Annotated in this window: 23 protein-coding genes and 1 tRNA gene; 17 read left to right on the plus strand and 7 right to left on the minus strand. The window is 46.4% G+C overall.

What is annotated here, in order from left to right; genetic code table 11:
- The 4 genes from LAT75_RS06975 to LAT75_RS06990 all read right to left on the minus strand — a co-directional run.
- A partial coding sequence (locus LAT75_RS06975; protein WP_291481921.1) for a UDP-N-acetylglucosamine 1-carboxyvinyltransferase occupies window positions 1-1,012 on the minus strand: 1,012 nt, incomplete at its 3' end.
- On the minus strand, window positions 1,005-1,514 hold the full coding sequence (locus tag LAT75_RS06980; protein WP_291481922.1) for an acetyl-CoA carboxylase biotin carboxyl carrier protein subunit: 510 nt from the start codon (window positions 1,512-1,514) through the stop codon (window positions 1,005-1,007). The genes LAT75_RS06975 and LAT75_RS06980, both read right to left, overlap by 8 nt.
- A gap of 34 nt (window positions 1,515-1,548) precedes the next feature.
- On the minus strand, window positions 1,549-1,797 hold the full coding sequence (locus LAT75_RS06985) for a hypothetical protein (RefSeq protein ID WP_291481923.1): 249 nt from the start codon (window positions 1,795-1,797) through the stop codon (window positions 1,549-1,551).
- A gap of 59 nt (window positions 1,798-1,856) precedes the next feature.
- Window positions 1,857-2,375 (minus strand): hypothetical protein, encoded by a 519-nt coding sequence (locus LAT75_RS06990; RefSeq protein WP_291481924.1) that lies wholly within the window; start codon window positions 2,373-2,375, stop codon window positions 1,857-1,859.
- A 261-nt stretch (window positions 2,376-2,636) separates the two neighbouring features.
- On the opposite strand from LAT75_RS06990, the gene LAT75_RS06995 reads away from it, so the two are divergent.
- The 3 genes from LAT75_RS06995 to dut all read left to right on the plus strand — a co-directional run bounded on the left by LAT75_RS06995 (window position 2,637) and on the right by dut (window position 4,243).
- Window positions 2,637-2,987: a Spx/MgsR family RNA polymerase-binding regulatory protein gene (locus LAT75_RS06995; RefSeq protein ID WP_291481925.1), complete on the plus strand. Its 351-nt coding sequence runs from the start codon at window positions 2,637-2,639 to the stop codon at window positions 2,985-2,987.
- Between the two features lie 112 nt (window positions 2,988-3,099).
- Complete coding sequence (locus LAT75_RS07000; protein ID WP_291481926.1) at window positions 3,100-3,783, plus strand: hypothetical protein; 684 nt, start codon at window positions 3,100-3,102, stop codon at window positions 3,781-3,783.
- Window positions 3,776-4,243 carry a dUTP diphosphatase gene (dut, locus tag LAT75_RS07005; RefSeq protein WP_291481927.1) on the plus strand — a complete coding sequence of 156 codons (468 nt, stop codon included), beginning with the start codon at window positions 3,776-3,778 and terminating at the stop codon, window positions 4,241-4,243. Before LAT75_RS07000 ends, dut begins: the two co-directional genes overlap by 8 nt.
- On the opposite strand, the gene LAT75_RS07010 is transcribed toward dut, so the two are convergent.
- Complete coding sequence (locus tag LAT75_RS07010) at window positions 4,240-4,776, minus strand: PH domain-containing protein (protein ID WP_291481928.1); 537 nt, start codon at window positions 4,774-4,776, stop codon at window positions 4,240-4,242. The genes dut and LAT75_RS07010 overlap by 4 nt on opposite strands.
- Before the next feature lie 205 nt (window positions 4,777-4,981).
- On the opposite strand from LAT75_RS07010, the gene ccsA (LAT75_RS07015) reads away from it, so the two are divergent.
- The 6 genes from ccsA (LAT75_RS07015) to truA all read left to right on the plus strand — a co-directional run bounded on the left by ccsA (LAT75_RS07015) (window position 4,982) and on the right by truA (window position 10,700).
- Window positions 4,982-5,650, plus strand: a complete 669-nt coding sequence (ccsA, locus tag LAT75_RS07015; protein WP_291481929.1) for a cytochrome c biogenesis protein CcsA — start codon at window positions 4,982-4,984, stop codon at window positions 5,648-5,650.
- Window positions 5,651-5,676: 26 nt separating this feature from the next.
- Window positions 5,677-5,931 carry a CcmD family protein gene (locus LAT75_RS07020; protein WP_291481930.1) on the plus strand — a complete coding sequence of 85 codons (255 nt, stop codon included), beginning with the start codon at window positions 5,677-5,679 and terminating at the stop codon, window positions 5,929-5,931.
- A 96-nt stretch (window positions 5,932-6,027) separates the two neighbouring features.
- Window positions 6,028-6,417: a cytochrome c maturation protein CcmE gene (locus tag LAT75_RS07025; protein WP_291481931.1), complete on the plus strand. Its 390-nt coding sequence runs from the start codon at window positions 6,028-6,030 to the stop codon at window positions 6,415-6,417.
- Between the two features lie 55 nt (window positions 6,418-6,472).
- Complete coding sequence (gene ccsA / locus LAT75_RS07030) at window positions 6,473-9,040, plus strand: cytochrome c biogenesis protein CcsA (protein WP_291481932.1); 2,568 nt, start codon at window positions 6,473-6,475, stop codon at window positions 9,038-9,040.
- Between the two features lie 28 nt (window positions 9,041-9,068).
- Window positions 9,069-9,836, plus strand: a complete 768-nt coding sequence (locus LAT75_RS07035; protein ID WP_291481933.1) for a hypothetical protein — start codon at window positions 9,069-9,071, stop codon at window positions 9,834-9,836.
- Between the two features lie 72 nt (window positions 9,837-9,908).
- A complete protein-coding gene (gene truA / locus LAT75_RS07040) occupies window positions 9,909-10,700 on the plus strand; it encodes a tRNA pseudouridine(38-40) synthase TruA (protein ID WP_291481934.1) in 792 nt (263 codons plus the stop codon).
- Between the two features lie 147 nt (window positions 10,701-10,847).
- Here the strand turns inward: truA and LAT75_RS07045 are convergent, their stop codons facing one another.
- On the minus strand, window positions 10,848-11,525 hold the full coding sequence (locus LAT75_RS07045; RefSeq protein WP_291481935.1) for an energy transducer TonB: 678 nt from the start codon (window positions 11,523-11,525) through the stop codon (window positions 10,848-10,850).
- A 253-nt stretch (window positions 11,526-11,778) separates the two neighbouring features.
- Here LAT75_RS07045 and LAT75_RS07050 point away from each other — a divergent pair.
- Both LAT75_RS07050 and LAT75_RS07055 read left to right on the plus strand, forming a co-directional pair.
- Window positions 11,779-11,850: transfer RNA gene (locus LAT75_RS07050), tRNA-Asn, on the plus strand.
- A 161-nt stretch (window positions 11,851-12,011) separates the two neighbouring features.
- Window positions 12,012-14,072 carry an ATP-dependent helicase gene (locus tag LAT75_RS07055; RefSeq protein WP_291481936.1) on the plus strand — a complete coding sequence of 687 codons (2,061 nt, stop codon included), beginning with the start codon at window positions 12,012-12,014 and terminating at the stop codon, window positions 14,070-14,072.
- Here the strand turns inward: LAT75_RS07055 and LAT75_RS07060 are convergent.
- Window positions 14,048-14,329 (minus strand): hypothetical protein, encoded by a 282-nt coding sequence (locus LAT75_RS07060; protein ID WP_291481937.1) that lies wholly within the window; start codon window positions 14,327-14,329, stop codon window positions 14,048-14,050. The two genes, LAT75_RS07055 and LAT75_RS07060, sit on opposite strands and share 25 nt — an antisense overlap.
- A 198-nt stretch (window positions 14,330-14,527) precedes the next feature.
- On the opposite strand from LAT75_RS07060, the gene der reads away from it, so the two are divergent.
- From der to LAT75_RS07090, 6 genes are all read left to right on the plus strand, one after another.
- Complete coding sequence (der, locus tag LAT75_RS07065) at window positions 14,528-15,832, plus strand: ribosome biogenesis GTPase Der (RefSeq protein ID WP_291481938.1); 1,305 nt, start codon at window positions 14,528-14,530, stop codon at window positions 15,830-15,832.
- Window positions 15,833-15,999: 167 nt separating this feature from the next.
- The gene (nuoI, locus tag LAT75_RS07070; protein ID WP_291481939.1) at window positions 16,000-16,674 is read left to right on the plus strand and encodes an NADH-quinone oxidoreductase subunit NuoI; all 675 of its coding nucleotides are present in this window, start codon (window positions 16,000-16,002) and stop codon (window positions 16,672-16,674) included.
- Between the two features lie 140 nt (window positions 16,675-16,814).
- On the plus strand, window positions 16,815-17,321 hold the full coding sequence (locus LAT75_RS07075) for a hypothetical protein (protein ID WP_291481940.1): 507 nt from the start codon (window positions 16,815-16,817) through the stop codon (window positions 17,319-17,321).
- On the plus strand, window positions 17,318-17,959 hold the full coding sequence (locus LAT75_RS07080; protein WP_291481941.1) for a hypothetical protein: 642 nt from the start codon (window positions 17,318-17,320) through the stop codon (window positions 17,957-17,959). Before LAT75_RS07075 ends, LAT75_RS07080 begins: the two co-directional genes overlap by 4 nt.
- A gap of 101 nt (window positions 17,960-18,060) precedes the next feature.
- Window positions 18,061-18,522 carry a peroxiredoxin gene (locus tag LAT75_RS07085; RefSeq protein ID WP_291481942.1) on the plus strand — a complete coding sequence of 154 codons (462 nt, stop codon included), beginning with the start codon at window positions 18,061-18,063 and terminating at the stop codon, window positions 18,520-18,522.
- A 120-nt stretch (window positions 18,523-18,642) separates the two neighbouring features.
- Window positions 18,643-19,767 (plus strand): DUF3524 domain-containing protein, encoded by a 1,125-nt coding sequence (locus tag LAT75_RS07090; protein ID WP_291481943.1) that lies wholly within the window; start codon window positions 18,643-18,645, stop codon window positions 19,765-19,767.
- Window positions 19,768-20,149: the final 382 nt, after the last annotated feature.

A 20,149-nucleotide genomic window follows, 5' to 3' on the forward strand; every position in this document is an offset into this window, starting at 1 on the left:
ACCGGTCGGGGTAAATCGTATCCGTAACCTGAGATTCACCTTCTGCCTGTGTCATTAGTGTTGCCCATTGCGCCTGCAGATCGGTTGGGAAACCAGGATAGATTTCTGTGATAACCGAAACCGGCTGAATAACCTCAGGTGCGATGATTTGCATGGAGTTCCCGCTGAGCTGCAATTCCGCACCGGTTTTTTGGAACCAGCCCGGAAACATCCCAAGGTCGCCTGCAGCAATATTGGTAAGGGTGAGGCGGGATTCCGGGTGCATGGCACCGAGAATCATGAAAGTACCGGTTTCGATACGGTCAGGCGCATTATGGAAGGTGATCCCTTTCAGATGCGGTACACCCTGTACGTGCAGTGTTGATGTGCCTATGCCTTCAATCTGAGCGCCCATTTGTTTCAGAAAGCTACAAAGCTGTACTACATCGGGTTCCTTTGCAGCATTCCGGATTTCTGCCCTGGCGCGGCCCTTAACGGTAGCAAGCAACAGGTTTACGGTTGCACCCACACTCGAGGGGCTGAGCTTAAAGCTGCCTCCGGGAAGACCCCCTGAGCCTTGCGGCACCTTTGCAACTACGTAACCCTCCTCCAGACTAATGTGAGCCCCGAAAGCCTTCATCCCCTCAATATGAAGGTCAACCGGCCTTGGGCCCCATGCGCAGCCGCCGGGCAGTGATACCCGTGCAAAACCCGACCTGCCAAGCAAGGCACCAAGCATATAGAAAGAAGCCCTCATTTTCCGCACAAGGTCGTAGGGCGACTCCGGATAATAGATGGTGTCGGGATCAATCGACAGGGTCTCGGATTCCGGGTCAAATTCCACCCGCGCACCGGTAACACGCATCACGTTATTAAAAGTGAGAATATCGTGTAAGGCAGGTATGTTATGAAGCGTCGTTTTTCCGTCGGCAAGCAGGGCAGCCGCCATCAGGGGGAGTGCGGCATTTTTGGATCCGCTGATTTTAATCTCACCCTGAAGCGGTTTGCCGCCTTCAATTACAAATTTATCCAAGAGGCTCAATCTCCAATAATACACCGTTCTTCTCGACAGACTGCCCGGCTGCGGCGCTGATACTTTTGATGCGGCCTGCAGAAGGTGATTTCAGTTCGTTTTCCATTTTCATTGCTTCCAGAATAACAACAGGCTGCCCTTCTGCTACTTCCGCGCCTTCTTCAACCAGAATGGCTACAATCTTGCCGGGCATAGGTGCCTTCAAAATACCTTCTCCGGCAGAACTCTCGACCTTGAACCCCATACGGTCGAGCAGCATCATTTGCTCGTCTTTAACGGAGGCGGTATGCCATTTGCCGTCAATGGTGTATTCAAGCTGATTGTCGTTTTTTGTAATGTTACTGATGATGTGTGTAGTGTAGCCTAAGCGGAGGATGTAGCGGGTTGCATCCAGGCGTTCAAAGCTGAAAGGGGCAACTTCTCCGTCAATCAGTGCTTTGTTTCCGGAATCCAGAATTTCAACCGTCCGGTTTTTTTTATTGATGGTTGTTTCGAATGTCATAATGGTTGGGAATTAGAATTTTTGGGATACTGCTTTACCGCTGCGCCAAACCGCTGCTTGAAGCCCGAAAACAAAACAAATCGAGCCGGTCAGAGTCGTAGGCGGTTACTTGTTTTTGATTTGCCGGGTCAAAAACCTGAATCATTCCTGCATTAATTAGCTGGATCAGATCGTCCCGTAGTTCACCACGCTGTAGCCCGGTTTCAGTAAGCAGCGTTTCATAGCTCTCAATGAAAATAAGCTGATTAAGTACTTTTTTCTGTGATGGCGTGGCTTTTTTCATGTATTTATTTTGATTTTGCCCATACAGGCGGTTTTGCTGAATTGGGATGCTCAGATAATCTAATCTACGCGAATATCCCCATAGGTAATGAGGTTTTCCCGCCCGTCGAAAACAAAAACCCGGTGCAGCCCCCTTGCGCCTGAAATGGTGCCGCTGCCGCCCGGTGCAAACTGAACGGGGTTAATTATTATTTGGGTGAAACCTACCGGAAGAGGTCGCCTTTCATCAAAAAACAGACGTTTGAAAAAGTTTCGGTCATCAAGGGTTAGCACGTCCAGACCGTTTACAGCACCCAGCCCGGTAATGAGCATCTCAATTGTTACAATCTGCCCTGTTGTAGGGTTCGGGTAGGCGGGCTGCTGTACCTCAACGAAACCGGCAAAAAGCGGACCAACGCGCCAATCGTCGGGGTCGGAGCTAATGATGTTGCCGCTTGCGTCGGTTTCTGTAATTCCGGAAGGAGTTCTGAAAGCCTCCCGCTCAAAATCACGTTGTGCATCATCAGTTGAGCTGCATGAAAGCAACGTTACAGAACCCAGGGCAAGGGCTAACCAAATAAATAGGCGGGAAAGTATCATCTAAAAAGAGGAGGAAGTATCAGTAATAACTAAAATATAAGATACAACTTAGAAAATAAGATTTTGTGAAAAAATAAGGTTTTCAGATTTTGAATTTCTTCTGTCAGAGGCATGTTAGAACGGCTGTCGCTGCGTTGGCTTTCGTTGCCAAAGAAGAAATCAGATACCATCAGCTCATATTTATTCGTTAACTTTGGCTGATACTGAAAACATCCGATTTATGCTTTCAGTTGATAATTATTCATTAAATACCATGCAAAAATGCTTACCGTAGTTGGAATCAAAAACTGTAATACGATTTCCAAAACTTTGAAATGGCTGGAAGAGCAGGAGATAAATTACACATTCAGAGATGTAAAAAAGAATCCGCTCAGTGCTGAAGAGCTTGAAGACGCAATTTCTAAAGTCGGGCTTGATACACTTGTGAACCGGCGGGGTATGAAATGGAGGTCGCTTGGGCTCGCAGGTAAAGAACTGACCGGGGAAGAACTGGCTGAAATTCTTTTCGAGCATCAAACCATGATTAAACGCCCGTTATTACTGGCCGGTGATGCTGCAATGGTAGGCTTCGATGAGGATGCGCTTGGTGTTTTTGCTGAAGAATATGCCTGATACAGGGAAAAAAATATCTGCTGCGCTTCTTTTTTTTCTGATGGTCTGCTTTGCGGGTGCCGCAGCCGGCTTTCACTATACAGAAAGAAACCCTGCGCCCGGCCTTGGAACAATGTTCGAGGCTAAGGAGGAGTTTACCTATGAGGTCAGGTACGGTTTCATGCGCCTGGGTAATGTTTTTGTTTCTTCAAGAGATACGGTTATAAACGGGGAACAGCTTCTTCACAGCATTGCCGTAATACAGTCCAATTCGGGTATCCCGCTTATGGGTAGCCGCAGGTATGAGTATCATTCATTGCTGTCGCGAAACGACAGTACAACCTGGGCGCATAAGTTTTGGGTTGATAATATTCATAGGGGCAGGTTTCCCGAGTACGGCTACACATTTGATTATGAGCGGGGTGAAATCATCGTTGTTAAGCACGATGCCCCAACCGATACGCTTGACCTTCCGACACGCCTCGACGGTGGCCCGGCCTTGTTTTATGTAGGGCGGCAGCATGCCGGCACCGAATCTGAAATTGATTTCCCCATATTTATAGATGAAGAAGTTGCCGTCGTAAATATCCGAAATACCCTTAACCGCGACCGGGTGCGCTCAGCTGCCCATGGCAACGATATGGTTGATGTCTATCTTAGTTACGGTGATGCTTCAATAAACGGACCATTTGGATTTAACGGGAAGTTTGAGTCCCGTTACGACACCAGTGAATGGCGTATTCCTATTGAAGCAAGGGTTTCTGTCTGGATTGGCAATGTTCGTGTACAACTCATTGATTTTCAAAAAAATGAATAAGTCTGAATCAGGAAAGAAACTCACTGTAGCTGTTAAGCGCCTTCCTCACAATGCCGGTTTGCCGCTACCGGCCTATGAAACCAATGACTCAGCCGGTGCGGATCTCAGGGTTTGCGGAGGGCCTTACACGGTACTTCCTGGCGAGCGGATGCTGATCCCTACAGGAATTGCAGTTGCACTACCGGCCGGTTTCGAAGCACAGCTAAGGCCCAGAAGCGGTCTTGCCCTGCGTCATGGAGTAACCCTGCTGAACAGCCCGGGTACAATCGATGCCGACTACCGGGGCGAAGTTGGTGTAATTGTTATAAACCATGGCGGGGAACCCGTAAACTTCATGCACGGCGACCGAATCGCACAGCTTGTTATTTCCCCTGTTGTGCAGGCCGTATTTGAATCAGCTGATGAGCTGCAAAATACAGTGCGGGGAAGCGGAGGGTTCGGCAGTACCGGAAAAAGCTAATTTGGCTGATTTCTGTTTTTGCGCTGTTCGGCCTCAAAATCTTCATCTGAAATAAGCCCCTGCTGCCACATACCCACAAGGTCGTTCATATTTTCAAGCCCTCCGACCCGAAAATCAGTATAATCGCCCTTTGCTCTTTCCTGCATTGCTTTGCGTCTTTTGTTTTTTTCAATGGCGATATAAAGCACATCTTCAAGCTGTTCCCCTTTTTCGATTCCGGTCATCACAAGTTTTTTTTCAGCTGTTTCAAGGTGTAGGTCACAAAGGCCGTATTTGCTCTGATCAGCTGATTGTGTTCGCCTAACCTTGAGAAGATCTTCTATTCTGATCACTTCATCGAGCTCAAGTGCGGGATCCTTCAGTTCGATACGGTCGTTGAAAACACGGTAGGCCGTATTTTTTATCCGCCGCCTAAGTTTGCTTATTTCAATGAATCCGAATCCCAAAAGAAAGATTTGCCAGAACGCTTTGCGAAACTCTTTTTTGAAATGACCGGGATGGGTTTTGTAAAGGATTGCTTTTTCTTCTGCCATAACTTCAAAAGCTGATTGTTAAATAAAGAATTTAATGACTGCCTGAAAATCCTGAAGACAGGTTGTGAGTCAGGAGTGTGGAATTTCAAAATAAACCGCAGATGTGGCCTGCACTAAGGCGGGATCGCACTCAAGTTTCACCTTAGTTTCATATATTATCATTAGAATTAGGCAAAAAGAATAATCCCGTAATAATTGGCTTAGCTTGAAACTCTGGAAGTATTTTGTACTTGCGTGGATAACAGCTGTAATTTCAGCTGCGTTTCTGGTGAATATACCACGAATAGCAGTTCTGGAAGAAACAGCGCGTAATCTCATTTTTCATGTACCCATGTGGTTTACTATGTTTGCATCATTTGCTGCCGGCATGGTTTACAGCGTCAGGTACCTGTGGAGTGAAAACCTGAACGACGATCTGAAAGCTGAATCTGCATCTGCTATAGGAGTTGTGTTCGGTTTGTGTGGTCTTTTCACGGGTATGGTCTGGGCGCGTTTTACCTGGGGTGCCTGGTGGACTTTCGCTGAGCCCAAAATGAATTTATCCGCAATTGCGCTGTTGATATACATTGCTTACTTCATTCTGAGGTCATCATTCGATGATGAGCAGCTCAGAGCCCGCTTATCGGCAGTGTACAATATCTTCGCGGCTTCAACCATTCCATTCTTGCTGTACGTGATACCACGGCAGCTTCCAAGCCTGCACCCCGGTGCTGACGGGAATCCGGCTTTCAGCGAATTCACTGCAATAGAGCTGAGAATTGTTTTTTACCCTGCAATACTCGGTTTCTTTGCACTTGCATATTGGATGACTAACCTCAGGTACCGATACAGGAAACTGAATTTGGTTCTGGAATCCAAAAACTCAGAACTTTAATCTATAATTATCATTAACAAAGGTTTATGAACGATACCATTGTGTATGCTGCCGCAGATACCCTCGCAGACAACTACTACCAGAGCTGGTCTGGGGTTGATGCTCAGGCAGAAGCAGGCATGTTTATTCAGATAATGTCGTCAAATGACCTTATATTTGTAGTACTTACAGTAAGCCTAATTATTTGGTTTGTTTTGGCTTTCTATCTGATTCGTGTTGACCGTAAACTTGACGCACTGGAGAAAAAGCTGTCGGTTAAGGGTAAACCATCTGAAGATTAACTTCAGATAAGTATCCTCCTAAGAAAAAGAAAAAATTACCTTATACCTCCTGGTATTATTCAAGATATCTGAATTACTATAATATTAAATGAGCCTATGAAACCCAGAGTAATTATCGGAACCGTGGCAATTGTACTTTTCACATCACTGCTTATGTGGAACTTCGGAAACAGTCTTGGAAGCTATGTGGGCTTCGAAGAAGCTGAGACGAGCGGCAATCGTGTGCATGTAATCGGGAAATGGGTGCCAGATATGCCCCATGGTTTTGACAATCAGCGTATGGTCTTTAATTTTTACATGGAAGACAACTACGGGCAGGTTCGGCGGATCAGCTATAATAAGCCCAAGCCCAATAATTTCGAAGATGCTGAAAGCCTTGTTGTAGTCGGTAAGATGCGCAACGGGGTTATGCTCAGCGACGATATGCTCGTGAAGTGCCCGTCTAAATACAACGATGCATCAAATCTTGAGATGGTTAATTTATAACCCGCTCCTGCCTTATGCCTGAACTGTTTATCATTCATACTTTTAGCTGTAAACCATGATTGGAACTATCGGATCTTTTTCCGTTATCATCGCTTTTCTGGCCTCGTTAGGGGCCTTTGTTTTTTATTTTCTTGCTGCTCAGAAAGAGAACAAATCATTTGAGCGCACGGCTCATCTGCTTTTCGGCTTTCACGGAGCCATGATGTTTTTGGGTTCAGCACTTTTGGTATATCTGCTGCTGACCAATCAGTTTCAGTACTTTTATGTGTATAACTACACAAGTTCAGATCTGAGTAATGTTTATCTCTGGGCGGCCTTTTACAGCGGGCAGGAGGGAAGCTTTATGCTTTGGATCCTCTGTTCGTTTCTGGTTGGAATGGGTCTGATTCGCTGGACTAGCGATACTTACCGTGCTCCGGTGATGTTTTTTATGACAATGACTCACGTTTTTCTGATTTCAATGATAATTGGAGTTACGGTATTCGGAGTTCACATCGGTGCATCGCCCTTCCGCCTTACCTCTGCAGAATTTGCACATCTGCCGGTTTTTATCAATAATCCTTCTTTCATACCTGCTGAGGGTAGCGGACTGAACGATCTTCTCAGAAGCCCCTGGATTATCATTCATCCGCCCATCATATTTCTGGGATTTGCAATGATGGCAATTCCCTTTGCTTACGCTCTTGCCTCGTTATGGAAGCGGAAATACCATGAGTGGATTTACCCTGCCCTCCCCTGGACCCTTGGTGCAAACCTTTGCCTCCTTGTTGCAATTTTTCTTGGCGGTTACTGGGCTTATGAAACGCTCTCCTTTGGCGGTTACTGGGCCTGGGATCCTGTAGAAAATGCATCGCTGGTACCATGGATTTTAGGGACGGCTGGTATTCACACCATGCTGATTCAGAAGCGAAGTAAAATCGCGCACAAAGCGTCTATTATTTTCGCCATACTTGCCTACGTTACTATTGTGTATCAGACCTTCCTGACCCGTTCAGGTGTTCTTGGTGATTCTTCTGTACACAGCTTCGTTGATTTGGGTCTGTACAATCAGCTGCTTCTGTTTATCATGGCAGTATCTTTAAGCGGTTTGCTGCTTTATTTATTACGCATGCGTGAGCTGCCAAGCCCGGAAAATGAAACGCCGATGTTTTCAAGGGAGTTTTTCATGTTCTCGGGTGCTATGACGTTGTTGCTGGTTTCCCTGGTGATCATACTCGGCACAAGTGCTCCAATTATCGGCCGATTATTCGTTGCAAACCCTACGCCTCCCCAACCTCAGTTTTATAACGACTGGACCCTTCCTTTTGCGATAGCTATTGCATTTCTTACGGTACTTACACAGTATTTGTGGTGGAATAAGTACAAAGACACCGAAACATTTGCGGGCGTGCTCATTACCCCAACCATTTCGGCTTCAATAATAACGGTTGCACTTATTGTGGTTTCTGGTGTGAACAATATCATTTATATGGTTTATCTGTTCGCTGCCGTGTTTACCATTATTGGTAACGGAATGGTAATGGCAAGGCTCATTAAACTCACTCCAAAGATGATTGGCGGTTCAGTAACACACATCGGCTTTGGGGTACTCTTAATCGGTTTTTTAGGTGCTGCTTATGATACGCCGCTTCTTGACCGGTCAACCATCAATTATAATGCTGCCGTAGAGAGAGGAGAAATCTTTGACGAAGATGGTTTCCGCGTGTATCAGACTATGGATGTGATGAAGCTTGACATGAACGTTCCCAAGCGCATTAACGACCGCTACAACGTCACTTTCACGAATGCAACAATCACGCATGAGAACCGACCCGGAGAACAGCAGTACCGGATCGAGTTCGAGGATCTGCGTACCGGCCGTACTTTTGCTGTTCATCCGGTGGTTTATCCTATGATCGCCAACTCTTCCGCAGGCAACATGAGCTGGACTGTTGATCCTGAGGTACGTATGGGATGGCTTCGCGATATTTATGTTTATGTATCAGGCTCATCTTTGGTTGAAAAAGAGAACAACCGGATTGAAAATCAAACTACATTTCAGGCTGTGGCTGATATTCTGATGAACGGGTATGAAGAGTCGCTTCGCAACAGCGAAATTAACAACCTGGTGCGTCTTCGTCCCGGATCAACCCGGCAGCTTGGTCAGTACAACATCCGATTTGACCGGTTTATTAATATGACCGAATCTGAGCTGCCCGAAAATGCTGTAGTAGGTGTACGGGCAAGAATTGAAATCATCAACCTGCAAACCCGGCATGCTGAAGTTCACGAACCTGTGTATGCAATTTTGTTTGAGGATGGAGTGAATACCATTTACAGCCCTCCTCTAAGCATAGAAAGTTTCGGTTTTGACGTGATGTTCGAAACCATAGACACCAGAACTGATGAAGCGCACTTCCGCCTTATTGGAATTGAAGAGCAGGTTGAAGATGAATGGATTATCGTGGCTATAGAGCGGAAGCCTTTGGTATCTGTAGTTTGGCTTGGAACATTTTTGCTTATGTTTGGTTTCTCAATTGCAATCTATCGCCGCTGGGGCGACGAGCGCAAGGCTTACAAGCGTGCCCGGCATTACAAAGATGAGCAAGAGATAGCTGATAAGGCTGAAAACCAAAATTCATAATCCCGCTATGCAGGGTCTTAAAATAAGTTTGAACGATAACAAATTCCGGAAAATCAGGTTTGCTGCGGCAGGCCTGATTTTTCTTTTTGGTTTGCTGCTAATTCTTCCTGCTGCATCTCAGGCGCAGTTTACAGAAGCAATGCTTTTTAATACACCGCACGCAAATCAGCAGATACTCACGGAATCAGATGCCCGGCTTTTTCCGGTTGTGAAGGCGCAGCCCAATCCCGGCAGAGCAATGCTCCGCTCGTTTGTGCTGCCCGGCTGGGGGCAGTACTATGCAGATTCTTCCGATTGGAGACGGGGGCAGTATCACCTTGGGGCCGATCTATTGTTAATCGGAAGTTTGATGTATCTAAGCAGCAATGCTTCAATCCTGCAAAATAATATTTATGCCCATGCACGCAGTTATGCCGGTATTGATCTCAGGTCGGTACCGCGTAATGTTGAACTTGCGGTTGCTTCTTCTAATTCCCTCGCAAGCTACAATGAGGCACAACTGCGCAGCCGAAACTGGGACAGGCTAATTGACGATGTGCCCGCTAACCGCTGGCAATGGCAGACAGAGGAAAGCAGGGGTGAGTTCCTGAGGCTTAGAGATCGCAAAGATCGTGCTGAGCGGCAGATTCCTGCAGTAGTTACACTTATGGTTGTTAACCGGGTAGTGAGTGGAGTACATGCATTTATTACTGCCCGCAATCAGAGCAGTATTATGGGAAATATGGAAATTGGAATTAGCCTGCCTGAATCAGGAAATGGCAGCGGTTATGAAGCGCGACTTTTGCTACGGTTCTGACAACAGCGTGAACTTGGGGATTCGTATTCGTATGGTGAAATATTAACAGGTCTTTATTAACCTAAACAGCAAGTGCCCAGATATTCTCTGAAAATGGCCTACAACGGCACTCAATACTCCGGCTGGCAGATACAGCCTTCAGATCCTACTATACAGTCGGAAACTGAAAAAGCCCTGAGTTTAGCTCTTCGCACCCATGTTTCGGTTTACGGATCCGGTCGTACGGATGCAGGGGTACATGCGAGGGGGCAGGTTGCACATTTTGATTACGGCCAAATCATTACTGAAGATCAGCTTAAACGACTCAGGCGCAGCCTTAACGGGCTTCTGCCCAACGATATTTATGTGAAAGAAATACGTGCGGTACCGGAACATTTCCATGCACGATTCGATGCCCATTACCGCACCTATCATTATTATTTTTCCGAAAGTCATCAGCCGCTTCATTCAGATACAACAGCTTTTTTTGCGGCCCCGCTGAATGCTGCTGCAATGCATGAAGCAGCATCCTATATACACGGCGACCTAAACTGCCTGTCGTTCACCCCCTTTGATCCGCAGCTGCCGCATCACCGGTGCTGGTTTTTTGAATCACGGTTTCTTCCGCCTGATGCAGATGGCAGGTTTTGCTATGTAATTAGCGCGAACCGCTTTCTCAGGAATCTTGTGCGTTCAATTATGGGTACACTTGTGAGTGTAGGGAAGGGCAGGATTTCACCCGAAGCATTTCTGGAATTGTTTAAAAACCCGGACCGGAATAAAGCCGGAGCGACCGCTCCTGCCAAGGGGCTGGTGCTTCATGAAGTGGGTTATGACGGGCGATGGAAGCTTCCGGGACAGCAGCAGCATGCTGCAAAAAGCTAATTTTCTGTGAGCTTAAAAAACCGTCAATTATTGATGGGAAAAGCTTATAAAAAAACTGCCCGACAGAGCTGTCAGGGCAGTTTAAAAAAATGAGCTCAGTTTCAAAAAAGAACGGTCCGGCCTGTTCAGGGCCGAACCGTTGATGTGTTAATCGGCTTGTGTTAGCCTGAACTGAACTGGTAAAGTGTATTGTACACGTACGGGCCGGCCGCGCTGCATACCCGGAGTAAACCGTATTTTTTGTACAGCATCGATGGCTGCTTCATCAAGCCCGCCACCCGCTGAGCGTACCACCACAGGGCTTCTTACATAGCCCTGCTCATCAATAATAAACTGTACAACTACGCGCCCCTGTATCCCTGCTCTTCTTGCTATTTCAGGGTACACGATTTGGCGCTGAAGTTCGGCCATTCCACCGATGAGTTCCGGCATTTGCTCAACAATTACAAATATTTCGTTTTCATCCTCTTCAGCTTGTGGCGGAGGAGGTGGCGCTGGCTGTGCTGCCAGGGCGTCGTCGAAATCCAGAAAAGCATCAAAATCTATCAGGTTGTCGTCCATAATAATATCATCAGGAACGGAAATCGGTGCGGGTGGCCGGGGTGGCGGAGGTGGTGCCTGCACGATTTCGGTTTGCACGATTTCTTCTATTTCGATGATTTGACGCTCTGTTACTTCAAAATCCATACTTTGCTCAAAACTGATATTAAGTTTAAATATCACTATGAACAGCAGCATGCTAATTACAAGACCCGCCTGTATGCGCACAAAATAACCGTGGTTAATGTTCGCTTCAGGTTTTCTGTTTAAAGGGTTCAGTGACATGATGTTACCTCGTTGCGGCTTAGTTCAGGTTCAGGACAGCCAATAGGTGTTTGGAAGTGTGATTAACTGGTATAAATATACTGAATAAATTATAATAATCATATTCAATTTATTGGGTGAGGTTAAAATATCAGGATATTCCTCTGGTTATTTTATGGTAGGAAGCCGGGTTCAAAAAAGTCTGGTTAGAATTAAGAAAGTTCTTGACAAGGGCTTTGTAGTGGTTGTATATTTAGGTCTGTCAACAAAACATTCCTCGGTAGCTCAGTGGCAGAGCAATCGGCTGTTAACCGATCGGTCGCTGGTTCGAATCCAGCCCGGGGAGCTTCAAAAAATCCTTTGCAGTTTTTCTGCAAAGGATTTTTTTTTGCCCGCAAATTGTAACCGGGAACAATTACAGGCGGTTTCGCAAAGGCACCAAAAAGCTACTGATAAAAAACGCACATATATTTATTACATATGTTCCTTTATTAGTATTTTTAGCGCATGAAACGATTTGTCTTAAAGAAAGAACCTGTCAGAAAGCCGGAATACGCCATTAACTATGCTTCTTTGCTCAACGAAGCACAGCTTGAAGCGGTAATGCATGATGAGGGCCCCGGCCTTGTAATTGCAGGCGCAGGAACCGGGAAAACAAGAACCCTCATTTACAGGGTAGCGAGGCTTATTGAAGCAGGTGCCGATCCGAACCGCATTTTACTGCTCACCTTCACGCGCCGAGCCGCCCGTGAGATGCTCGATCGTGCTTCATCCGTACTTGATGAGCGCTGCCGTAAGGTTAGGGGAGGTACTTTCCATTTTTATTGCAGTCAGCTGCTGCATCAATATCATGAGCAGGCAGGTTATCCCCAAAATTTCACCATTATTGATACGGCTGATGCTCAGGACCTTCTGCATATGCTCCGGGCTGAGTTTAAGTTCGATAAACTCAAAACCCGATTTCCCAAAAAAAGCACGCTGCAAAACATAATAAGTGCTTCGATAAACCGGCAGCAGAGTTTATATGATATAGTCGAATCTGGTTACGATCAGTTTCTGGGCCACATAGAGCGTATTGAAACTCTTGCTGATGCATACAGGCAGTACAAGGAGCAGCACAGGGTGATGGATTTTGACGATATGCTTGTTCGCACCGTTGAGCTTCTTCAGAATGAAACTGTACTTGAGCAGGTCAGGGGCCGCCATGAGCATGTTCTTGTAGATGAATATCAGGATACCAACGCAATTCAGGCTGAACTTGTACGGCTTTTTACACCTGCTAACGGCAGGGTTATGGTAGTGGGAGATGATGCGCAAAGTATTTATCGTTTCAGAGGCGCAGATCACAAAAACATTATGCGTTTCCCGGACCTTTTTAAGGGCGCAAAACGCATCACCCTTGAAGAAAACTACCGTTCTACAGGCAATATTTTGCAGGTGGCCAACAAGCTGCTGGAGCAGGCCCGTGAAAAGTATGAAAAGAAACTATATTCAATGCGCGAAACCGGCGATTTGCCGGCACTGGTAAAAACTGCCGACACACGCGAGCAGTCCAGGTTTGTCGTGCAGATGATTATGAACCTCAGGGAGCAGGAAATCAGTTTGGGCGAAACCGCAGTGCTTTTTCGTAACAGCCGGGATTCTTTTGACCTTGAAATTGAGCTAAACCGCAGGAAAATTCCTTTCATTAAATATGGCGGTCAAAAGTTTTCAGAGGCTGCTCATATCAAGGATGTTCTTGCACATCTCAGGGTGGTTATAAACCCCGCCGATGCCCTTGCCTGGAATCGGGTGCTTACCCTGATTGACGGAATCGGACCTAAAACGGCGGCCGATCTGCTTAACTGGCTTGAATCGGCAGGAAACCCATATGAGCTGGCTTCAAGCGGTATTTTGAGTGATAAATTTAAGACGGGCTTACTGGGGTTGAGTCAGCTGCTGATTGATCTGAAGCAAAATGAGCTTACTCCGGCTGAAGCCCTCTCACAGATTCACGCGTACTATAAGCCCGTATGTGAGAAAAAATTTGACGATCATCCCAAGAGGCTCAAAGATCTCGAAGCATTTGAGGGAATTGCTGTAAACTACCGCGATTATGCGCAGTTGCTGGAAGAGCTGGCACTCGATCCGATAGAAGCTACTGCGGTGGAAACCGAGCCGGGTAAAGAAGATGAGGCGCCGCTCGTACTATCAACGATTCATTCAGCTAAAGGGCTTGAATGGTCGCATGTTTTTTTGATTCAGTGTCTTGACGGGGTTATTCCTTCCGGGTATTCGGTTGATGACCCTGATGAAATCGACGAGGAGCTACGTCTTTTATATGTAGCGGTAACACGAGCTAAGGATATGCTTTATATCAGCTACCCCGTGCTGCAGCACGGAAGTTTCGGTGATGTTTTCACGAAACCCTCCCGCTTTCTGGAGGGTATGGGCGAGCAGTTGCTCGAACCCTGGCTGCTTGTTGATGAATCGGAACTTCCGGCTGCATCGCTGCCATCAGCTTCAGCAACGGCACTTCCTGCAACGGCGAGGGGAAGCAATGGTCAGGCTGCAGGAGATGAAGCCTGATGATCTAACTGTGCCTGTGCAGCCTTACGCGTAATTCTGAAATATTGCCGGAAAATATCTGCAATCAGCCAGATAATAGGATAAACCGGAATGAAAATGATTAGAGCATAGGTAACCCATTCCGTGTGTTTGCGCCTGTCTTTGTTTGCAAGCAGCCCGGCTATACCGGCGAGCCAAAAAACAAAACTCAGGAAAAATAAAATGCTGAAGACAAGGGTCAGGAAAAACCCGAGCTGTTCATAAAATGCGCGTAACATCAGGAAATCAGAATAATGAAGAAAAAAAGCGGATGCGGGGATTCAGAATGCGTCCGAAATGTAAAGCAGGAAAGCCGTATATTATCAGGCTGAATCAAAAACCTTTTGACTCAACACGAAAAGGGTAAATTACCCCCGAACACAGTGAGTCAATACGACCATCAATATAGACGCATCAGCGTAAAAATAAAAAGAATTATGCTCCCCGTAGTATCCATAGTTGGCCGACCTAATGTAGGCAAATCAACGCTATTTAACAGACTTATTGGCCAGCGCAAAGCCATCGTTCACAACTTTTCGGGTGTAACACGCGACCGGCACTACGGTACTTCGTTCTGGAATGATACCGATTTTACCGTTATTGATACCGGAGGATATGTGCCTCAGGATGATGATGTGTTTCTTGCCGCTATTCGTGAACAGGTGCATATTGCCCTTGAGGAATCAGATGCTGTGCTGTTTGTTGTTGATGTTGAAACCGGTATTACTGATCTCGATGAAGCTATGGCTGAAATTCTGCGGACACAGCCAAAACCTGTTTATCTCGTTGTAAATAAGGCAGATAATGAAGAGCGCAGGTGGAACACGGCGGAGTTTTACAGTCTCGGTTTTGAGCATCTTTTCCCGGTATCGTCGGTTAATGGTTCTGGTACGGGGGAACTGCTTGATGCCGTCGTTTCTTCATTGCCCGACCCCCAGCCATACAGTGAAGAGCCTTATCCGAAGCTTGCAATAATCGGCCGGCCCAATGTCGGCAAAAGCAGCTATGTAAACGCACTGCTTAATCACGACCGCTCCATAGTTACTGACGTTGCCGGCACTACACGCGATACCATCAACAGTACATTTGAGTATGAAGGCCGGAAATACCTGCTGATGGATACGGCTGGCTTACGCAAGCGTACCAAAGTAAAGGAAAATATCGAGTTTTACAGCACGGTACGCACCATGCGCAGCCTTATGGAATGCGACGTAGCTGTACTTATGGTTGATGCAACGCAGGGGCTTGAAGCGCAGGATGTGCGCGTGCTTGCCGAAGCCGAACGCTTCAACAAGGGAATTGTAATGGTTGTGAACAAATGGGATTTACTCGAAAAAGACACCAATACCTTCAAATATTATGTTGAAGGCATCCGGCAGAAAGTTCATATGCTAAGTTATGTGCCGATTATTTCGATCTCTGCCCTTAACCGGAAACGTATTTTTGAAGTGCTCCCAATTGTGGATCGCGTGCTTGAAAACCGGAAACGCAAAATTTCAACCTCCGAAATGAATCAGTTCCTGGAGAGGATTAAAAATGAAATGCCGCTTCCGTATGTAAGAGGGCAGCAGCTCAAAATGAACTATGTAACTCAGGTTAAGCAAAACCCGCCTGTTTTTGCTTTTTTCATGAACAAACCAAAGGAATTACCTGTTAATTACCGCAGATACATCGAAAATAAAATCCGTGACACCTTTGATTTTGAAGGTGTACCCATTACAATGGTTTTTAAAGAGAAATAAGGCAATAATGCCTTTTTTGAATTGAAAACCGGAATTACAAATGGTATCTTTGATATTTGCTGCCATTCCGAAAGCTGAGCTTAAATCTGCCTGCTACGGGTGTTTGTTCCCGATTTTCAGCAAAACCTACTGCCGATTTTTTATCCGTTCAACCATTACTAATAATTATGATTGACTACACCCAAAATCTTGATCAGCCGGTACGTAACGCGCTCACCGATAACCATCAGAATGAGCGGAAACTGACTTTTCTTGAGAAACTTTACATTCCGGAAATTCTTAAGGGCATGGCCTATACCTTTAAGCAGATGTTTAAACCGGATGTAACCATGCGTTACCCTGAAGAGCGCTGGGACCCGCCCGCTATTTTCAGAGGGCGTCCGGTTTTGGTTAAAGACAATGGCAAAGAACGCTGTGTTGCCTGTGGCCTTTGTGCCCGCGCATGTCCGCCGCTCGCCATCAGCATGCAGGCCGCTGAAACAGACGACGAAAAAGAACGCTATCCGGAGTTTTTTGAAATAAACATGCTCCGCTGTATTTACTGCGGTTTCTGCGAAGAAGTATGCCCGGAGGAGGCTATCGTGATGAGTAAAGATTACGATCTGGTTTTTCACTCCCGCGGTGATGCCGTTTATGACAAGGAAAAACTCCTGGTTGCCAAAGAAGACCTCAAAGAACGTCTCGACTTTCTGAAAGAATACAAGAACCGTCAGTTCGGACAATTCTGGAATTTCAAAGAAGAAAACAACATTCACTCGGTCCGTAACCGTGATGAAAACTGGGACACAGGTCTTTCCCTTGTTGATATTCTTGAAGCCAAAAACAAGTCGGGCAATAACTGATCATTTCTGAATGGCTTGCGGGCCCTACGAATGGTTCAGAGCCGCAGCCCAACCGGCAATTTTTATTTAAGACCACTTAAGGCCCGGATTTCAGCAGAATTTCCGGGTTTTTTTTTGAAAGGATTTTTAGCGCAACTAAAATGAATACCAATGAACTTTTCAGCCGCCTCACTAATGATGCTGCTTATCTGATTGATGAAGCACAGGCGCTGATGCTCGTGATTGATGTGGTACCGGTTGCTGAAAAGCGCGGCGGCATCGAATCTATGCTTGATATGATTTACCTGATTGACCATGCGCAGCAGACCTACTACCGGCCGCTGATTGAAAAAATATTTTCGCTGCCCGATCCCAATGCTGCTACTCAGGACTTCCGAAAAACCGTTGATTATGATGCACAATTGCATGAAAGCCCGGCAGCAGTTCTCAAAAGCATAATTGAAAACCGGAGGAGTTTTGTGGATTACCTTAAAGCCATCGGGCAGGATCACATACTTAAAACCGGGATCATTAACAGCGAAGAGCAAAGCATTGCAGGCCTGTTACAGGAAATGATCGCATTTGAGCGTCAGCAGCTTAAGCTTGTTGCAGAACGCGTGCTTTCCATCGACCGCTCGAAACAAGAGCAAGGAAAACCCGGCCTATGATTTGGTATTTATCAATTGCACTGAGCGTAACGCTTTTGTATGTACTCGTTCGCTTTTTGCTCATTTTTAATGTCGAAAGAAACACCAAGTTCCTGTGGTGGGCGGGGGCGTCACTGTTCTACTTTTTGAGCTCCTCATCCTGGTTGCTGCTCGATTTTAACCTGATCGACGAGCAAACGCTTGACAGGCTGAACCTGATGGGATGGGCTCAGGTTTCCGGCGTAAGCCTGTTGCTTACAGCCCTTAGTATCGAAAACTGGGAAGACCGCCCTCTGGTTGCACGATATCCCTACGCGTTTAATTTTGCCCCGCTGGCCCTGATTCCAGCCTACATTTTGCTCTATCAGACAGTTTACCTGCAGGAAGTGATGATTGGTATTTATGAAGGCGGTGCTATCTTTGTAGCCTTACTGCTCTTCGGCTTATTCACCTCAAAAATGTTTGAGTACATCTATAGCTTTTTGGGAATTGTACTCGTACTCCTAAGTTTCGTCGTATTTTGGTTTCCTGCCGAAACCGTTACCGCTTTCCCGTGGGTGTGGATGCTGATCGCCACAACGGGCGTTCTGATTTTTGTGAGCGGTTATCAGCATGCCGTTAAGCAAATCCGGCTGGAGGAAGCTGAATCTGAGGATTGATTTCCCCCTCTCCGTAGTTTAACAGTTTCCGGAAAGCAATACCCCTAAGCTTTTCCTGTTCAATATAATCCCAATTTTTATTCATCTTAACTTAATTGTTTATGGCACTTTCTAAAGGCGATAAAGCCCCCGGTTTCACTTTAAAAAATTCAGACGGTCAGGAAGTAAGCCTTTCTGACTTCGCAGGTAAGAAGAATGTTGTTGTTCTGTTCTTCCCCCTGGCTTACACATCTGTTTGTACTGATGAACTCTGTCATGTTCGTGATAACCTGAAGCAGTTTGAAACCCTCGATGCCGAAGTACTTGCCATCAGCGTTGACAGCTTCTTTACTCTTAAAGAGTTCAAAAAAGCCCAAAACTATAATTTTCAGCTTCTGAGTGATTTCAACAAGGAAACTGCGAAAGCTTACGGTTGTCTGTACGACGAGTTTTTTGGCATGTACGGCGTAGCCAAACGTTCTGCCTTTGTGGTGGATAAAGAAGGAACCATTCAGTATGCTGAAATTCTCGAGAAAGCATCAGACCTGCCTGATTTTGGCAAGGTTAAAGAAGCTCTGGCCTGATTCACTGGCTGAAATCAAATCAGATTATGAAAAAGCTGCCCTTGTGCAGCTTTTTCTGTTTTTACCGTGAACTGCTGTATTTTGCAGCTACGGTTACCTTCAATCGAAATGGAATTGTGCATGAATATCCTCTACCTCGAACCCTATAGCGGCGGCTCACATAAAGCTTTTATGAAAGGGTTTTGCGAACACTCCCGGCATCAGATTTTCCCGGTGAGCCTCAGCGATATCTCCTGGAAGTGGCGTATGAGCGGCGGCGCTGTGAGTCTTGCTGAAGAAACCCGGCTGGTTCAGGATTCTGTTGATCTCATCTTTGCCAGCTCCATGACCAATCTCCCTGCGTTCATTGCACTCAGCAACCCGCGTTTTGCCCATACCCCCTGCGTGATGTATATGCACGAAAATCAGCTTACCATGCCGCTGCCGCTCGGGGAGGAGCGCGATGAAACCTACTGTTATATTAATTACCTAAGCGCGCTTGTGGCAGATGAGCTTTGGTTCAACTCGAAATTTCACTTCGATGAGTTTTTTACCGCACTGCCTGCTTTTCTGAAAAAATATTCAGACCGTCGCTATCTCGAGCTGGCTGATACCCTAAGAGGGAAAAGCCGGATTGTGCATCCCGGCATCAGTCTGCGGGAGCTTGATTTAAAACCTGCAGAACCGATACGCAAACGTGCACCGGTAATTGTGTGGAATCAGCGGTGGGAGTATGACCGCAATCCGGAAATGTTCAACCGCATCATCAGCCGGCTTGATGATGCAGAGTGCGATTTCGATCTCATTCTTGCCGGGGAGCAGCTTCATAACGAGAGCCGCGACCTCCGCAGCCTGTGCGATCGTTTCGGCGACCGCATTCTGCACTACGGCTATGTTTCGGATCAGCAGAAATATGCAGCCTTGCTGCAGCAGGGGGATATTGTGCTCTCTACATCCCGCTATGAATTCTTTTGTACAGCACTTATGGAAGCCGTTTACTGTGGTTGCCACCCCATGGTACCCCGCGATCTTACGTATCCTGAGCTCATCCCCCAAAGCCTGCATGAGCCGCTGCTTCATGCCCCCGTTTTTTATGATGATGAAGACGATCTCTACCGGAAAATGCGCAGGTTGCTGCTCGGCCGCGTTAAACCACTTCCGGGAAGAACCCTTCGAAATATAAACCGGCACCTCGACTGGTCACGAAACATCAGGGTTCTTGACGATCTGCTCGAAGGCGTAAAAAAGAGAAACAGCATGGCCTGAAACCGGAGTTGCCCCGGTTAGCTGCAGATTACCCATTTGTTAAAGCCTGATGTAGCATCAATGCTTTTTCCTTTTTAATTCGTAAGTTAGGTAATGGATTGTAGCATTCATTTTTATGTTGGTGTTTTTCGTTTCATTCAATCGTGTTTTACTATTGGGTAGATGTTCAAATATCCGGACTGTTATTCGAAACTGCTGAATCGGGGCTTTTGTGCCCTCCGTATCGCTCTCAGTTTAAAGAAAGCATAAAACAGATCGCTTCAGTTCTGCCTCATTCGGTTCAAGAAATCTGAGAGACTTCATCCCGTTTCCGGTCGCCCTTTTGCGGTGAAAGCTGACGGGCGAAATGCTCTGATGATTTTAGTGGCCGACTGATAGCTCA

Source organism: Cyclonatronum sp. (assembly GCF_022565315.1).
Taxonomy (GTDB): Bacteria; Bacteroidota; Rhodothermia; order Balneolales; family Cyclonatronaceae; genus Cyclonatronum.

Excerpts from the sequence above, each read along its gene's own strand:
- nuoI (WP_291481939.1), top strand. The coding sequence starts at position 16,000 with ATGATTGACTACACCCAAAATCTTGATCAGCCGGTACGTAACGCGCTC.
- LAT75_RS06980 (WP_291481922.1), bottom strand. The coding sequence starts at position 1,514 with ATGACATTCGAAACAACCATCAATAAAAAAAACCGGACGGTTGAAATT.
- dut (WP_291481927.1), top strand. The coding sequence starts at position 3,776 with ATGAATAAGTCTGAATCAGGAAAGAAACTCACTGTAGCTGTTAAGCGC.
- LAT75_RS07075 (WP_291481940.1), top strand. The coding sequence starts at position 16,815 with ATGAATACCAATGAACTTTTCAGCCGCCTCACTAATGATGCTGCTTAT.
- der (WP_291481938.1), top strand. The coding sequence starts at position 14,528 with ATGCTCCCCGTAGTATCCATAGTTGGCCGACCTAATGTAGGCAAATCA.
- LAT75_RS07020 (WP_291481930.1), top strand. The coding sequence starts at position 5,677 with ATGAACGATACCATTGTGTATGCTGCCGCAGATACCCTCGCAGACAAC.
- LAT75_RS06995 (WP_291481925.1), top strand. The coding sequence starts at position 2,637 with ATGCTTACCGTAGTTGGAATCAAAAACTGTAATACGATTTCCAAAACT.
- LAT75_RS06990 (WP_291481924.1), bottom strand. The coding sequence starts at position 2,375 with ATGATACTTTCCCGCCTATTTATTTGGTTAGCCCTTGCCCTGGGTTCT.
- LAT75_RS07045 (WP_291481935.1), bottom strand. The coding sequence starts at position 11,525 with ATGTCACTGAACCCTTTAAACAGAAAACCTGAAGCGAACATTAACCAC.
- LAT75_RS07025 (WP_291481931.1), top strand. The coding sequence starts at position 6,028 with ATGAAACCCAGAGTAATTATCGGAACCGTGGCAATTGTACTTTTCACA.
- LAT75_RS07080 (WP_291481941.1), top strand. The coding sequence starts at position 17,318 with ATGATTTGGTATTTATCAATTGCACTGAGCGTAACGCTTTTGTATGTA.
- LAT75_RS07010 (WP_291481928.1), bottom strand. The coding sequence starts at position 4,776 with ATGGCAGAAGAAAAAGCAATCCTTTACAAAACCCATCCCGGTCATTTC.
- LAT75_RS07000 (WP_291481926.1), top strand. The coding sequence starts at position 3,100 with ATGTTCGAGGCTAAGGAGGAGTTTACCTATGAGGTCAGGTACGGTTTC.
- LAT75_RS07060 (WP_291481937.1), bottom strand. The coding sequence starts at position 14,329 with ATGTTACGCGCATTTTATGAACAGCTCGGGTTTTTCCTGACCCTTGTC.
- LAT75_RS07055 (WP_291481936.1), top strand. The coding sequence starts at position 12,012 with ATGAAACGATTTGTCTTAAAGAAAGAACCTGTCAGAAAGCCGGAATAC.
- LAT75_RS07090 (WP_291481943.1), top strand. The coding sequence starts at position 18,643 with ATGAATATCCTCTACCTCGAACCCTATAGCGGCGGCTCACATAAAGCT.
- LAT75_RS07085 (WP_291481942.1), top strand. The coding sequence starts at position 18,061 with ATGGCACTTTCTAAAGGCGATAAAGCCCCCGGTTTCACTTTAAAAAAT.
- LAT75_RS06985 (WP_291481923.1), bottom strand. The coding sequence starts at position 1,797 with ATGAAAAAAGCCACGCCATCACAGAAAAAAGTACTTAATCAGCTTATT.
- ccsA (WP_291481932.1), top strand. The coding sequence starts at position 6,473 with ATGATTGGAACTATCGGATCTTTTTCCGTTATCATCGCTTTTCTGGCC.